The following is a 15,295-nucleotide window of genomic DNA, read 5'->3' as shown; positions in this document are numbered from 1 at the left end:
GTCAGTAGCTCCCGATCTCCTCGAGCTGGAGGCGGTAGAGCCGCGCGGTGACCCGGGCGGTCTTGAGGATCCGCGGCGCCATCTGCGGGAGATTCAAGATACCACAGCGGAGCGCCTCTTCCAGCTCGCCCAGGTGATCTTCGTCGGCCTTCGCGTGATAGAGATAAAAGCTGACGGCCTGCGCCTCCAGGTGAAGGGCGGACCGCACGTGCTCGGCCCATTGGGCCGCGACCCGCTTGCCGAGGCCTTCGATGATGTACATGGCGCCGAGGAGATCGAAGGGGTTCGGCTGATCGGCTCGATGGAAGATCCAGGCAGACAGGGCCTCGCTGCCGATGTTCAGCTCGCGCCGCGCGAGCCCGGCCGGGTCGCCGCCGCTCTTCAGGTAGTCCTGCTCCAGCATCAGGTAATCGCGGTGCTCAGCGGCCGCGTGGCGGATGAAGCGCGAGCGCAGCTCGGCGAACTCGTGGCCGACGTTGGAGGCGGCGCGCGCGATCCAGAGCGCCCCGTTCATGACCTGCGCCCGGTGGTTCAGCAGGAGCTCGTGGTAATCGGCCAGGCGAATACGACGCTCGATCACGCGCCGCACGATCGGGATGTGATGCACCTGGGACTCGAAATCCAGCCAGATGGACGACAGCCCGCGCAGGACGGCCTGCGGTGAATCTTCGTCTCGAGGCGATGTGCGTTCCGGAAGCATCCTGAACCTCCCTGGTGATGACGGCGGGTCACACGACCGTGAGCAGCATGAAGGCGATGACGCAGCGGCCGCTCTCCGGGACGAAGCCGAGGACCTGCTGGCCCGGCTGCAGATCCCGCTCCTCGATCAGCTGGTGCAGCATGAGGAGAATGGATGCGGCCCCCGTGTTCCCCTGGGAATAGAGGTTCGTGAACCAGCGAGCTTCGGGCACCATCGCGCCGGTCTTCGCGAGCAGCTTGACCATCTCTCCGCGGAGAGAGTGGGACGAGTAGTGCGCGATGAAGTGGTCGATGGCTCCGGGCCGCAGCTGCCGCCGATCCACGAGATCGAGGTAGTGCTTCGCCCACACGGGGAACATGCGGTAGAGCAGATCGAAGTCCTGCTTGAGGACGATGGCGCCCTGCTGCGCTGCGAGGGCAGGGCTTTCGTAGTGGCTCCAGGGCTTCATCTCACCCGCCCGGTTCCTGGAGGTGCCCGCGTACATGCAGGGGTCGAAGCGGTCGGCGTAGGAGCAGAGCTCGATCCATTCCACCCTCAGGGAGCGGCGCCCCTCGTTCGGCCGGGTCTCCAGGAGCCAGGCGCCGGCCCCGTCGGAGAGGGTCCAGCGGAGGAACTCGGTCTCCATCAAGGCGGAGGAGTCCTCGCCTTCCTGCTCCCGACCGGCATAGAAGCCAGGTCGGAAGAAGCGGCTGGAGAGCTCGGCCGCGCAGGCCACGCCGCAGTCGTGCTCGCCCGCCTTCAGCTGGAGGTAGACGGACTTGAACGCCATCATGCTGCTGGCACAGACGCTCTGAAAGCTCGCGATCTCCATGGGCCGCAGGCCGAGCTCGCCGTGGACCGCGCTGGCAAAACCGGGGACGAGGAGGTCGCCCTGGGTGGTCGCCGCCGCCAGGAAGGAGAGCCGCTCCGCGGCGATCTCGCTGCGGGAAAGCGCGTCCCGGATCGCGCGAGCCGCCATGTCTGCGCTGCTGTGAAGGTACACGCCGTCCGGCGTCAACGCATAGTGACGTGTCTTGATGCCGTTCTGCCGGAGGACGAAGCGCCCGAGCCTGGAGCGCCTGTCGTTGATCGTGCCGATGTACTGCTCCATCTCCTCGTTGGGGACCGGCTTGCCAGGCAAGAAGGCGCCAGTGCTGGTGATGTAGACGGAACGATCCATGATCCCTCCCCGTGGCCGACATGGGCTTTTAGCTCGACACGGCGGCCATCCACACTACCTCAATCGCGCTCGCCGGGCCGAGGCGTAACCACGTCGCGTCTCGCCGACCGCCGGCTTCGCCCGCAGGGCGCTGGCTCAGATCCCGGGCCGCGACACGCCGCAGAGCCCGGGCGCGCTGAGGCGATCCCGTCGCGGGCGGTTCGGCCCGCGGTCACCAGCTCATCGCGCCCGGGCCGGGCGGCGGGCGAGATCCGCCTCGATGAGCGCCCGGAACGCCTCGACCGCGGGGTTCGGCTGATCGCGGCGCCATACCGCGACCGGCTCGACGCCGCGCTCGGGCCGCGCCGGCTCGTGTACCTCGGCGGCCTCGCCTCGGCGCTCGGGCTCGGCCTGGCGCTCGCGGCCCCGGGCTTCTGGACGGTGCTCATCGGTCGGCTTCGCAGGCGTCGGCGCGGGGTCGTCGGTGGTGTTCCCGATTGCGCTGCGCGCTGCGAGCCGCGACGGCGGCCCCGGGGCCGATGCGGCCATGGCTGCGGTCTCGACCGCAGGCTTCCTCGGCTTCCTGATGGGTCCGCCGCTCATCGGCCTCACCGCGTCGTACGTGTCGCTGCGCGGCGCGCTCGTGTGGGTCGTCCTCGCGAGCGCCGTGATCGCCGTCCTCTCTCCCGCCGTGCAGCGGGCCAGCGCGGCGACGCGCGTGACCCAGGTGAGCTGATCGGCCGGGCGGCGAGCTCGGTGTTCGACACGCTGGATTTCCGGCGGTCCGCCGTCGAGGAGCGACAGGTCGAGATCGCGGAGGTGCTCGGGGTCGCTAGGAGCGACCAGAAGGGGCACCGATGTCTCGGCGCCCGGTGAGCCATGCCGTCCCGGCGGCGGCCAGGAGCGCGGCGGCGCCGAGGACATAGAGCCGGCGCAGGGCGGCCCCCGTCTTGTCGGGATCGAAGTCGGTGAGCGAGCTCCGCGAGCCGCGCGGCAAGACCCACGCGTCGCTCCCGCCGCCGATCGCGCGCATGGCGCGCCCGAGCGTCTTCTCGGGCGCCATCCGGCTCTGAACGTACATGATCCAGCGGCCCAGCGGGGTATGCCCCTTCGGCTTCTGCTCCATCGACGTGATGACGCGGCGGAGCTCGGCGGCCGTCTCGGCCGCGCTCCCCTCGCCCGGCAGGCGGGCCCATTCCCCGTGACCCGGCAACACCCACGCGAACCTCAGCCAGCCGGCCTCCGCCGCCGCGAGCAGATACCGCACCGAGCGGATCTGGCGCTCCCAATCCTCCCAGCATTGCAATCGGTGCGCCACGAGTTGACCCAGGAAGCGCGAGTAGCTCAGGTGATCGCCGGTGAACAGGAAGCGGCCTCGATAGAGGAGGCATAACGAGCCCGGCGTGTGCCCGGGCTGCGGCAATAGCATGAACTCGGCCTCTCTGGCCGCCTCTCTCGAGAGCGGCTCCCCCTCGAGCGAGAGCGGGCCGAGCTCGTTCCCGGGCTTGATCTCCACGTCGCCGGTCGAGGGCATGTACTTGGTCTCACGGAGGTTCACGTCCGCGGCGCCGAGGATGCGGCGGCAACCCGGGAAGCGGCTGGCGAACTCGGCGTGGTGGTTCGTATGGTCCCGGTGCGTCAGAAAGAGCCATCGCACGCCGCCGTGCTCCGCGAGCCAGCGGAAGACCTCCTCGCTCGGCTTCGGGGGATCGATCAGCACCCCGCCTCCGTCGCGCTCGATGAAATAGGACACGGCGCCGAAGTTCTTGATGGATGGCTGTCCGATGACCCAGACATGATCCTCGATGGGCCGCGGAAAACCGCGCCAAGGTGACCCAAGATCGCCCCGGCGCACCTTCGCCGCGCCCGGCTTGAGCGTGATGGCGCCGAACGGGCACGCCGCGACCGCCGTCCGCGCCGCCATCAGCTCTTCCTTGCTCCGCGGCTGCCGCAGCACACCCGTGAAGGCGCCCTCCTCGTAGGAGCCCGGCAGCACCGAGAGGCGACGGCCTCCCCGGAGGTCGCTGGCCGGCACCACCTCGCCCAGGAGCTCCGGCGCGTAGTTCCGGCACGTGCCGGCGCCGCAGCACTTGCGCGTAACGAATAGCTCCCCCCACTCCTCGACCTGCATTTCGTCTTGCATCGCGGTACCTCGTGGATGGCAATTGCTGGTAGAGAATCTCTCAGCCGAGCTCGGAGTTCTCCAGTCCTTCGCTGCCAGTCGTGGCAGTGTCGAGAACGACGGTAGCTTCTCCCGCTGCGCTTGACCAGGTAGCGGCGGGCGAATAGCCTGTTCGACCAGGCTGCACAATGTTCGATTTCGACGCGATGGCGACGTTCGTGGAGGTGGTGCAGCTCGGGAGCTTCAGCGCGGCGGCGAAGGCGCTGCGGCTGCCGCGTTCGACGGTCAGCCAGCGTGTGGCCCGCCTCGAGGCGTCGCTCGGCGTGCGACTCCTCGAGCGACGGCTTTGACGTGGCCATCATGCTCTTCGCTTCCGACGACGACTCGAGCCTGATCGCGCAGCGCCTGAAGGGAGGTGACCTGTGGCTGTGCGCGACGCCGTCGTACCTCGAGGCGCGCGGCAGGCCGGAGTCGCCTGCCGATCTCGACGAACACGCGTGCATCGTCTACGGCGAATCGCGCGTGACGCGCTGGACGTTCGAGCGCGGGCGCGAGGCGCGTCGCGTCGACGTCCGCGGGGTGCTCTCGATGAACTCGTTTGTGATGCTGCACGAGGCCGTTCGCGCCGGCGCCGGGATCGCGCCCGTGCCCAGCATCCTCTGCGCCGAGGACGTGCGCAGGGGGCGCCTCGCCCGCGTGCTCGCGGACTGGTCGATCGATCGCAAGGATCTGCGCGTCGTCTACCCCAGCAACCGCCACCTCTCGCCGCGCGTCCGCCTGTTCGTCGACATGCTCGTCGCCGAGTTCCGCAAGCGCGAGGCGGCGACCGCCGAGCTTCCTGCCAGCGACAAGCGAAGCGCAAGGCGAACGACGAAGAGAGGAGCGCGGCGAGAGGTGCCGAGCGGAGACTGACGCTCTGGCGCAGGTCTCGAGCACGCCATTTCGAGCGCCTTCCGATTTCTCGTTCTTTGCCGGCTGCGCGCTGTCACGAGAGACTCTGCACGTCCGGCGTGCGCCGTACCTTCCCGACCGGATCGGCATGTCGTCTGCATGGGGCGTAGTTCATCATCCGCCTCGGCGACAGTGACCGACGACATCCTCGGCATTGAATCGCCGAAGATGCCGGATCGACGTGTGGAGGTGCATGAGTCATGAAGTCCGTCGTCCAATGGATCAGATTTGCTCTCATCGTCGCTCCTACCGCGTGCGGCGGTTCACTGACCTCGAGTCCGACCTCGGAGGTGGCATTGCCGTCAGTCAGCCCGCGCGCGCAGGAGCTCGAAGGGACGCCCCCTGCCCGCGATGCCGGCATGACCCTTCCCGCGGAGCCATCGTTCACGCCGGTAGCAGATGCAGGAAAATGCGGCAAGCAGCATGGGGGAAAGAAGTGCCGCCGTGGATTTTGCTGCAGCAGAGCCGGATTTTGCGGCACGACGAAGTACTACTGTGGAGCAGGCTGTCAGCGGGACTACGGAGAGTGCGACTGAGCCGACGATATGACAGAGCAGAACGCGATGGGCCGAAGTTAGTCCAGTCGCTCCACGGAGGGACATAGCTGTCCGTCCTCTCGCTTCTGAGCTCGATCACGCCAAATCGGAGAAAGCAGAGCTAGTCATGAGGATCAGTACGGCTACCGTGGGTGAGGTTGGAGAGGGAATCAGCCCGTTCGAAGTGGAAGATGACACCGAACCAAATTACGTTGAAAGGATGAAGGTAGCAAGAGGCGAAATACACGACAATGTTGTTGCCAGGTGCCTCGGGAACGCATCGGCATGGGCCTACTCGGACGCGGATACCTTCGCGAGGATGATGCATCGTAGGGGTGGAATTCCATACAACGAGACGGTCAGCGTGCGCTTCACGAACAATGCGCTCCTGGTAGACTCAGAGGCTTTCGTCTGTCAGAGCAAGGACAAGAAGCTTGTGATCCTCGCCTTTGGCGGGACAAATCCTGTGAATTTGATCCAGCTGCTGCTGGACGCGACCCCGAAAAGGGACACGTTCTGGACCTTGGGCAGTGTCCACGGGAGCTTCTTCCGCGCCGCCCTGGCGCTGTGGCCCACGGTGAAGAAGCTGCTCCTCTTCGCCCTGGGCGGGCGCTCGCTCTGCAGTGGCGCCGAGTCGGAGCGAAGCAGGACGCGAGACGAGTGCAAGCTCCGCGCCGGCGTGGCGCAGGACGAACCCAGCGTGTCGTCCAGCGAGGATGATGAGGAGTCGCCGCCGGCGGTCTACATCACCGGCCACAGCCTGGGCGGCGCGCTCGCGGTGCTCACCGCAGCCCTCATCTATCGAGACCGACACGCCGAGCCTATATGGAATGGCCTCCGCGCGATCTACACCTATGGACAGCCGATGGTCGGGAGCGAGGACTTCGCGGAGAAATTCAAGGACATCATCGGAGGCAGGCTCTTCCGTCACGTTTATGGTGACGATTTCGTCCCGATGTTGCCATCGAGGACGGCGGGGTCCTTCCAGCACATCGGCGCGGAGCTTCGCTCGACGGAGCAGGGCTGGTTGCCCCAGGCCACCGGCGTAGCGCAAGCGCGCTCGTTCTTGACCACCGTCATCTCCGGCACGGCGGCCTTCCTCGCGGAGCAGCTGCCCGACTTCTGGACCCTGCCGCTCCTCTCACCGCTGCGACCCTTGCGCCCGCTGCTGCCGCTGCTTCCGAAGGATGTCTGGAGGCGATACTTCCCGCAGGTGTCCTTGTACGATCATATGCCGCTCAATTACCTGCGCACGTCTCGAATTCTCCCTACCGGTTCCGAACTCTATTGAGCGCGTGCTCCGCCGGCGCGGCGAGCTGTCGGACCAAGTGCAACTGTAGTACTGGAGCGCTTGACAAGCTGACTGGTGCGGGGGGCCAGTCTGAGCAGGAACCCGCTCGGTCGCCGATCAGCGCGGAGACGACCACGGCCTTGTCGTGAAGCAGAGGTCGCCCGAAAAAATCCCCACAGGGAGGATCGCTGGTCGCATTCCGTCCTGCTCGACACTACGATGAGGCCCCGACAGCAGCGCCCCTGAAGGATGTGAGGGGGGCAATGATGGAGCTGCGGGATTACACGCTGAACAAGGTAATCTACGACGGCACCGAGACACGGGTATGGCGCGCGGTCCATGTCCCCTCGGGGGCGCGCGTGGCGATCAAGATCCCGGTGGCCGAGGTGGCCAGTCCGCGCGTGATGGGGCGGCTGATCCACGAGCACCAGGTGCTGATGCAGCTCGCAGAGGTGCCCGGGGTGGCGCGCGCACGGGCGCTGGAGCAGCGCGGCGGCTCCGCGGCGCTTGTGCTGGAGGATCCCGGCCTCGGCTCGCTCGATCGCCTGCTCGCCAAGCAGGGGCGCGTGCCGGTCGGGGCCGCGCTGCGGCTCGGCCGGCTCCTGTCACGGGTGCTCGAGGGCGTGCACGCCGCCGGCGTGATGCACAAGGACATCAAGCCGCAAAACGTGCTGGTGGACGAGGCGTGTGAGAGGGTCACGCTGCTCGACTTCGGCATCGCCTCGCTGCTGTCCCAGGAGGCGACCGAGGCGAGCATTCCGGAGGCGCTGGAGGGGACGCTCGTCTATATTTCCCCGGAGCAGACGGGGCGCACGGCGCGCGCGCTCGATACGCGCACGGACCTGTACTCGCTGGGGGTGACGCTCTTCGAGGTCATGTCGGGGCGGCTGCCGTTCACGGAGCGCGATCCGCTCTCGCTGGTGCACGCGCACCTGGCCAAGGACCCGCCTCCGCTCGACGCCGTCGCCCCGGAGGTGCCGAGCGCCGTGGCAGCCATCATTGCGAAGCTCCTGGCCAAGGATCCCGAGCGGCGCTACCAGACGGCCCGCGGCGCGGCGGAGGATCTGGAGGAGGCCCTCCGTCAATGGGACGAGCGGGGCACGGTCGCGCCGTTCGACCTGGGAAGAAAGGACTTCTCGCGCAAGCTCCGGTTGCCGCAGGTGCTCGTGGGGCGGGAGCGCGATGTCGAGCGAGTGGGCGAGTCCTTTGCGCGCGCCGCGCAGGGCATGACGGAGCTCCTGCTCGTCGGCGGCCCGTCGGGCATCGGCAAGACGGCGCTGGTGCGGACCGTCTACAGGGGTATCGCGCAGGCGGGGCGCGGGCTCCTGATCGCGGGAAAGCACGATCAGCTCGCGCGGTCGACGCCTTACGCGGCGCTGGCGCAAGCGTTCGGGGCGCTGATGCGCCAGTGGCTCTCCAGCTCGGAGGTGGTGCTCGAGGCCTGGCAGGAGCGGATCCGGCGCGAGGTCGGGGACAACGCGCGGCTCATCGCGGACGTGGTGCCGGAGCTCGACCTGGTCATGGGCAAGCTGCCGCCGGTGCCGCCGGTGGAGGGCGAGCAGGTGCTCAACCGGCAGAAGCTCACGTGGCTGAATTTCGTGCGAGCCGTCACGGCGCCGAACCCGCCGCTCGTGATGTTCCTTGACGACATGCAATGGGCCGACAGCGCCACGCTGATCATCCTGCAGACCTTGCTGACGGACGTGGAGCGCAAATCGCTGCTGGTGATCGCGGCGTACCGCGACAACGAGACGCCGCCCGAGCACCCGCTGTGGAAGCTCGTTGAGGCGGTGGAAAAGAGCGAGGCCAACGTCTCGCGGATGACGGTGGGCCCGCTGTCGGCAGAGCAGGTGCAAAAGTGGTGCTCGCGGACGCTGGAGAGCGAGCCCGCGCGGGTGGAGCCGCTGGCGCGCGTGCTCTCGCGCAAGACCCGCGGAAACCCCTTCTTCCTGGAGCAGCTGCTGCTCTCCCTGCACCGGCAGAAGCAGGTGGTGAGGGACCCGGAGACCGGGGCGTGGCGGTGGGAGCAATCGTCGCTGGAGAAGGCGGGCGTCACCGATAACGTGGTGGCGCTCCTGACCGGCAAGGTCCGTGAGATGCCCGAGCCGACGCAGCAGCTCCTGGGGCTCGCGGCCTGCGCAGGCCACACGTTCCACCTGCAGGACCTGGAGCGGCTCAGCGGGTGGGAGCGCGCCCGCGTGACGGGGGCGTTATGGCCGGCGCTGGACGCCGAGCTTGTGGTGCCGGTCGATGGGGCCTACCGCCCAGCGCAGGCGCTCGGGGTCATCGGCGCGGCGGCGATGGACGCGGCCTACCGGTTCCTGCACGACCGCGTGCAGCAGGCGAGTTATGAGCGGATCTCGCCGGAGCAGCGGGTGCTCGCGCACCTCGAGATCGGCCGCCGGCTCCAGGCGCGTCATCGCGCCGAGGGGGGGACGGCCCAGCAGTTCCTGGAGCTCGTGCGGCACCTGAACCTGGGCGCGGCGCGGCTCGAGTCCGTAAAGGAGCGCAAGGAGCTCTCGCGGCTGAACCTGGAGGCCGCGCGCGCCGCGATGGCGGCGAGCTCGTACCGGTTGATGGCCAACCTGCTGGACAGCGCCCAGGGGCTCCTCGGCGAGCGGGCCTGGGAGCAGGAGCGCGCGCTGTCGGTGGAGATCGGGCTCGAGCGCCTGGAGGCCGCCTACCTGCTGCGGGAGTTCGACGACGTCGAGGCGCGGGCGCTCGCCTTGCTGGACAGGCCCCTGCCGGAGGTCGCCTGGCTCTCGGCGCAGGAGATCCGCACGCGCTGCTGCGTCGCCACGGGCCAGTACACGCGGGGAATCGGGCTCGGGATGGCCGCGCTCGCGAAGCAGGGCATCACGTTCCCGGACACGGATGAGGCGTGCCAGGTCGCGCTCCTGCGAGAGTCCACCGCGCTGGATCAATGGCTCGATCACGAGCCGGACGGGTTCGATCGAATGCAGGTCGATCCGTCGCTGGAGCACCGGCTCATCGATGCCCTGATGACGCAGGCGCAGCTCTGCGCGATCTACGGTGGCCGGCCGATGCTGTATTCGCTCGTCATCGCCCGCATCGTGTCCGAGGCGATACGGCGGGACGCGCTCACGCCCGCCGCCACCCTCATGATCTGCAGCTTCGCCAACGCGTGGTCGGTGGCGACGGGCATGTATCGCCGCACCATGCGCTGGCTCACGCCCGGGGTGCGCGCCGCAGAGCGCGTGGGCTCCCCGATGCTCCCCGAGTGCCTCGCGCTCAAGGGGATCTACCTGGGCCACTCGAGGCCCATCGATGAAGCGTCTCCCGTCTATGAGCAAGCCATCGCGGCCGGCCTGAAGATCGGGTCGTTTCAAGGCACGAGCTGGGGGCTCCTGTGCGACTTGCTCTATTACCGGCTGTGGCGCGGCCTGCCGCTCGGCCAGGTCGATGCGCAGCACAAGGCGCGCTGGGAGCTGGTGCAGCGCGCAGGGGACGCCGTCGGGCGACACCATTTCGAGCTGGTCGCGTCGTTCTGCGAGGTCTTGATGTCTCCTGACGGCGAAAGGCGCCTCCTGGAGGAGGAGCCGTTGCCGCGAGGTTCTCGCTCCCTCCTCGCCGACGGGGACAGGTACACCGGAGGGTTCGCTCGTGCCCTGGAAGGGTATCTGTTCTGCGCCGTCGGCAAGTGGGAGCGGGCGCTGTCGAGGATGCGGGAGGCGGAGCAGTTCCAGGCGGATCTCCTCGGGATCCCGATGGTGACGGACATCGCGCTCTTTCTCGCGCTCGCAGCAGCGAAGCGCTGGCCCCACGCCGTCACCGACGAGGAGCGGGCGCGGCTGCGGCAGAACATCGAGCACAGCCTCGCGCGATTGCGCTACTTCACCGAGGGCTGCGAGGCCAATTTCCTCCACAAGCTGCGCCTCGGCGAGGCGGAGTACGCCCGCGTCCTGGGCAAGCCCGAGGAGGCAGCGGCCAGATACGACGAGGCCATCGAGCTGGCCCGCGAGCACCGCTTCCTGCACATCGAGGCCCTGGCAGCCCAGCTCGCCGCCGAGTCTCGGCTGGAGGCGGGCATGAGCCATGTCGGGGTGATGTACCTGCGCGAGGCGCGCGACGCCTACGCGCGCTGGGGTGCTGACGCGGTGGTCGCCTATCTGAACGCGAGGTACCCTGCCGTGCTCAAGGCGCCCATGCACGAGTCGGCCTCCGACCGAACGACCGTGACGGCGACCACCACGACAACGGGCGGGTCCACGGGCGCGCATTTCGACGTGAAGACCGCGGTGCGCGCGGCGCAGGCGCTCGCGGGTGAGCTCGACCCGGGGCGCGTTGTGGGCCGGCTGATGGAGCTCACGCTGGAGAACGCGGGGGCGCAGCGCGGCGCCCTGGTGCTCAGCGAACGGGAGGCGCTCTCGGTCGTGGCTCGTTTATGGGTGGAGGGGACCCGCATCGAGGCGGGCCTGTCGGAGCCTCTCGGGCAGAGCCACGACGTGCCGGTGGCGGTGGTGCAATATGCGGCCCGCACAGGCGAGCCGGTGGTGACGGGCGACGCGAGGTCCGACGCGCGCTTCGCCGGCGACCCGTACCTGGCATTGCACGCGGTGCTCTCGCTGCTGGCGCTGCCCTTGACGCATCGGGGCCACGTGGTGGGCGTGCTGTACCTGGAGCACCGGGACGTGCCGTCGGCGTTCCCTCCGGCGCGCGTGGAGCTCCTGTCGGTGCTCGCCTCGCAGGCGGCGATCGCCGTCGAGAACGCCGTGCTGTACCGGGACCAGGAGGTCAAGATCCAGGAGCGGACGGCGGAGCTGCGGATCGCCAAGGAGGCGGCCGACCGCGCCAATCGCGCGAAGAGCGATTTTCTCTCCAGCATGAGCCATGAGCTGCGCACGCCCCTCAATGGCATCCTGGGGTACGCTCAGTTCCTCATGCGAGCGCCCGAGCTCTCGCCAAAGAGCCGCGAAGGGGTGCAGATCGTGAAGAAATCGGGCGAGCACCTGCTGGCGTTGCTCAACGACCTTTTGGACCTGGCGAAGATCGAGGCCGGCAAGATGGAGCTCGTCCCCCGGAGGTTCGACTTTCCCTCCTTCGTGCACAACGTCGTGGATCTCTGCGGCGTGCGCGCCGAACAGAGGGGCATCGCCTTCACCCACGAGGTGCGGGGCCCGGCGCTCGCCGCCGTGCACGCGGACGAGAAGCGCTTGACGCAGGTGCTCCTGAACCTGCTCGGCAACGCCATCAAGTTCACCGAGCGCGGCGCGGTCACCCTGCTCGTCGACGTTCTTGATGAGGGAGGAGATGGGCAGCGCGAGGTGCGCTTCCGGATCGAGGACACGGGCACCGGCATCGCCCCGGAGCACCTCGCGCGCATCTTCGAGCCCTTCGAGCAGGTGGGAGACCTGCGCGCGAAGAGCGAGGGCACCGGGCTCGGCCTCGCCATCAGCAAGAGGATCATCGAGCAGCTGGGCGGGACCATCCATGTCGAGAGCGAGCTCGGCAAAGGCAGCGCGTTCACCGTGACGCTCACGCTCGCCGAGGCGCTCTCTTCCGCGGCCGTCGACGAGGCCCCGGCGTGGGCCACGATCACCGGGTATCGCGGCGAGCGCCGCACGATCCTCGTCGTGGACGACAACCTCGGCAACCGCGCCCTGTTCTGCGATCTGCTGGTCCCCATCGGCTTCGACCTCGTCGAGGCTGACGGCGGCGAATCCGCGCTGCGGCTCGCCCTGCAGCACAGGCCGGCGCTGATCTTGATGGACCTGGCCATGCCAGGCCTGGACGGCTATGAGACCACGCGCCGCCTCCGGCAGATGCCCGAGCTCGACGGGGTGGTGATCCTGGCCTCGTCGGCGAACGTCACCGCCGCCGAACAGCCGAAGGGGGCCCACGCCGGCTGGGACGACTTCTTGCCGAAGCCGGTGCATGCCAGCGTGCTCTTCGAGAAGATCGCGCGTTTCCTGCGCGTGGAATGGACGCATGAACCGGTGAACGCCGCCGCCCCCACGGCGGTGAAGGGGGATGACGTGCTTGTGCCGCCCTCGGCCGAACAGCTGTCGCTGCTGTCGCGGCTTGTGGCGTCGGGCCGTATCCGGAAGGTGCTGGCCGAGGCGGAGCGGATGCAGCAAGATGAGCCGCGACTCGGCCCCTGGCTCGATCAGCTCCAGACGCTGGCGCGAACGTACCAGATGCGGAAGCTGCAGGAGTTCGTCGAGGAGCACGCCGCGGTAGGCCACGTGGTGGCCGACGGTCGGCGATCATGAGCAGAGCCTCCGCGCCCGGCGCTCGTGAGCCCACGATCCTCATCGTGGACGACATGCCCGCCAACCTGGCCCTGCTCGTGGATCATCTGGAATCCGCGGGTCATCAGGCGCTCGCCGCCGAGGACGCGGAGGCGGCCCTGAAGCGAGCCAGCCTCATGAAACCCGACCTGATCCTGCTGGACGTGGTGATGCCTGGGATCGACGGGTTCGAGACCTGTCGGCGCCTGAAGGCGGCCGAGGGCACCCGGGACATCCCGGTGATCTTCATGACCTGCCTCGGAGAAGTGGCGGACAAGCTCGTTGGGTTCGAGGCGGGGGGCGTCGATTACATCACCAAACCGTTCGAGATTGAAGAGGTGCTCGCGCGGATCAGGACGCACCTGAGCTTGCGCGAGGCGCAGAAGGAGCTCGAAGCGAAGAACGCGCAGCTCCTGCGTGCCCACCAGGAGCTCGAACAACGGGTGCGAGAGCGCACGGCCGAGCTGGCGAGCTCGAACGCCGCTCTCGAGGCGGAGAACGCCGAGCGCCGGCGCGCGGAGCTTGCTTTGCGCGAGAGCCAGCACCTGCTTCAGGCCATCATCGACAACTCCACGGCGGTCATCTACGTCAAGGACATCGACGGCCGCTATTTGATGGTCAACCGCCGCTACGAAGAGTTGTTTCATGTGACCACGCGGTCGATCGCCGGCAAGACCGACCATGACCTGTTCCCCGCGGAGCGCGCCGACGCATTTCGCGCTGTCGACAAGCAGGTGGCGGCGGCCGGGGGGCCGCTGGAGATGGAAGAGATCGTGCCCCAGGACGATGGGCTCCACACGTACATCTCGATCAAGTGTCCGCTCTTCGACGCGTCGGGCCGGGCGTATGCGGTTTGCGGGATCTCCACGGACATCAGCGATCGAAAGCGGACCGAGGCGGAGCGGGAGATGCTCCTCTCTCGCGAGCAGGCGGCGCGGGCGGAGCTCGAGCGTACGGGGCGGCTGAAGGATGAGTTCCTGGCGCTCTTGAGCCACGAGCTGCGGACGCCGCTCACCGCGATCCTCGGCTGGTCGCAGCTGCTCCGCATGCGCGGCCCGTCGGACGAGATCCTGGTCCGGGCGCTCGGGACGATCGAGCGGAACGCGCGGGCGCAATCCAAGCTCGTCGACGATCTCCTGGACATGTCGCGCATCGTCGGCGGGCGGCTGAGCCTCGACGTGGAGGTGATCGATCTGGCCGAGATGCTCGAAACGCTGCTGGAATCGGCGGAGCCGGCCGCGAAGGCGAAGGGGATCCGCCTGGAGCTCAGCGTCGAGTCGGCCGGAGAACAGGTCATGGGGGATCCGAATCGCCTCCAGCAGATCGTGTGGAATCTGGTCAGCAACGCGATGAAGTTCACGCGGCAAGGCGGGCAGGTGAAGGTATCGCTGCGCCGCGAGGGGACGTACGCGCGCCTCGCGGTGAGCGACACGGGGATCGGCATCGCGCCCGAGTTCTTGCCGTACGTATTCGAGCAATTCCGGCAAGCAGACGCCTCGACCACGCGCGAGTACGGCGGGCTGGGTCTGGGTCTCTCGATCGTGCATCACCTGGTGGAGCTGCACGGGGGGACGGTGGAGGCGACAAGCGCGGGCAAGGATCAGGGGGCGAGCTTCACGGTGAAGCTGCCGCTCTCGGCGAAGCACGCCGAGGCGCTGGCCGGAGGAGAGCCGCCGCCGACGCCGCAGCGCCGGCCGTCATGGCACCGCGCCGGGGAGCTCTTGAGCCTGAAGGGGGTGCGGGTGCTGGTGGTGGACGACGAGCCGGACACGCGAGAGCTGCTCCTCCGGATACTGGCGGAGTGCCAGGCGGAGGTGCGGACGGCGGGCTCCGTCGTGGAGGCGCTGGCGGAGCTGGAGCGGGACCAGCCGACGGTCCTGGTGAGCGACATCGGTATGCCGCACGAGGGCGGGTATGAGCTGATCCAGAAGGTGCGGCAGTTGCCGGAAGAGCGTGGGGGGAGCGTGCCGGCGCTGGCGTTGACCGCATTCGCGCGCGCCGAGGATCGCGCGCGGGCGCTCATGGCCGGATACCAGATGCACCTGGCCAAGCCGGTGAAGCCACCGGATCTGGTGGCGCACGTGGCGACCTTGGCCGGGCGAATCCATGGCGGGGCGAGGTGAGGATCGACGCCACCTGCTCCGATCCGTTCGCCGCGCACGCTGGGCCCGGCGCGCTCCGAGATCGACTTCATGCCCGCACATTGTGGACCGGCTGCACCTGGGTTGGAGAGCACGGCGGCGCCGGGGCGGATTTCCCTCGAATGGCGGCGCCGACCCGCTTGATGCAGCGCACAGAAGCGCTCT

General features: G+C 68.4%; 10 protein-coding genes. 6 read left to right on the top strand and 4 right to left on the bottom strand.

Annotation, left to right across the window (positions count from 1 at the left end; translation table 11 throughout):
* Position 1: 1 nt before the first annotated feature.
* The 3 genes from WMF46_RS36030 to WMF46_RS36020 form a co-directional block, all read right to left on the bottom strand.
* Complete coding sequence (locus tag WMF46_RS36030) at positions 2 to 700, bottom strand: iron-containing redox enzyme family protein (RefSeq protein ID WP_437981351.1); 699 nt, start codon at positions 698 to 700, stop codon at positions 2 to 4.
* 28 nt (positions 701 to 728) lie between these two features.
* Positions 729 to 1,859, bottom strand: coding sequence for a beta-ketoacyl-ACP synthase III (locus WMF46_RS36025; protein ID WP_437981350.1), 1,131 nt, complete (start codon positions 1,857 to 1,859; stop codon positions 729 to 731).
* Positions 1,860 to 2,078: 219 nt separating this feature from the next.
* A complete protein-coding gene (locus WMF46_RS36020) occupies positions 2,079 to 2,387 on the bottom strand; it encodes a hypothetical protein (protein WP_437981349.1) in 309 nt (102 codons plus the stop codon).
* Between WMF46_RS36020 and WMF46_RS36015 the strand changes: the two genes are divergently transcribed.
* Positions 2,386 to 2,574: a hypothetical protein gene (locus WMF46_RS36015; RefSeq protein ID WP_437981348.1), complete on the top strand. Its 189-nt coding sequence runs from the start codon at positions 2,386 to 2,388 to the stop codon at positions 2,572 to 2,574. The genes WMF46_RS36020 and WMF46_RS36015 overlap by 2 nt on opposite strands.
* A gap of 96 nt (positions 2,575 to 2,670) precedes the next feature.
* Here WMF46_RS36015 and WMF46_RS36010 read toward each other — a convergent pair whose 3' ends face one another.
* Positions 2,671 to 3,981, bottom strand: coding sequence for an MBL fold metallo-hydrolase (locus WMF46_RS36010; RefSeq protein WP_437981347.1), 1,311 nt, complete (start codon positions 3,979 to 3,981; stop codon positions 2,671 to 2,673).
* A 167-nt stretch (positions 3,982 to 4,148) separates the two neighbouring features.
* Between WMF46_RS36010 and WMF46_RS36005 the strand changes: the two genes are divergently transcribed.
* The 5 genes from WMF46_RS36005 (at position 4,149) to WMF46_RS35985 (ending at position 15,112) form a co-directional block, all read left to right on the top strand.
* Positions 4,149 to 4,310: a helix-turn-helix domain-containing protein gene (locus WMF46_RS36005; RefSeq protein ID WP_437981346.1), complete on the top strand. Its 162-nt coding sequence runs from the start codon at positions 4,149 to 4,151 to the stop codon at positions 4,308 to 4,310.
* A gap of 10 nt (positions 4,311 to 4,320) precedes the next feature.
* The gene (locus tag WMF46_RS36000) at positions 4,321 to 4,872 is read left to right on the top strand and encodes a substrate binding domain-containing protein (RefSeq protein ID WP_437981345.1); all 552 of its coding nucleotides are present in this window, start codon (positions 4,321 to 4,323) and stop codon (positions 4,870 to 4,872) included.
* 939 nt (positions 4,873 to 5,811) lie between these two features.
* Complete coding sequence (locus WMF46_RS35995) at positions 5,812 to 6,738, top strand: lipase family protein (RefSeq protein WP_437981344.1); 927 nt, start codon at positions 5,812 to 5,814, stop codon at positions 6,736 to 6,738.
* Between the two features lie 263 nt (positions 6,739 to 7,001).
* Entirely contained in the window at positions 7,002 to 12,971 is a 5,970-nt protein-coding gene (locus WMF46_RS35990) for an AAA family ATPase (RefSeq protein WP_437981343.1), read from the top strand.
* Complete coding sequence (locus WMF46_RS35985) at positions 12,968 to 15,112, top strand: response regulator (RefSeq protein WP_437981342.1); 2,145 nt, start codon at positions 12,968 to 12,970, stop codon at positions 15,110 to 15,112. Before WMF46_RS35990 ends, WMF46_RS35985 begins: the two co-directional genes overlap by 4 nt.
* Positions 15,113 to 15,295: the final 183 nt, after the last annotated feature.

Source organism: Sorangium sp. So ce117, from assembly GCF_051524395.1.
Classification (GTDB): Bacteria; Myxococcota_A; Polyangia; order Polyangiales; family Polyangiaceae; genus Sorangium; species Sorangium cellulosum_B.
This window is presented reverse-complemented; position numbering and strand designations above follow the sequence as displayed.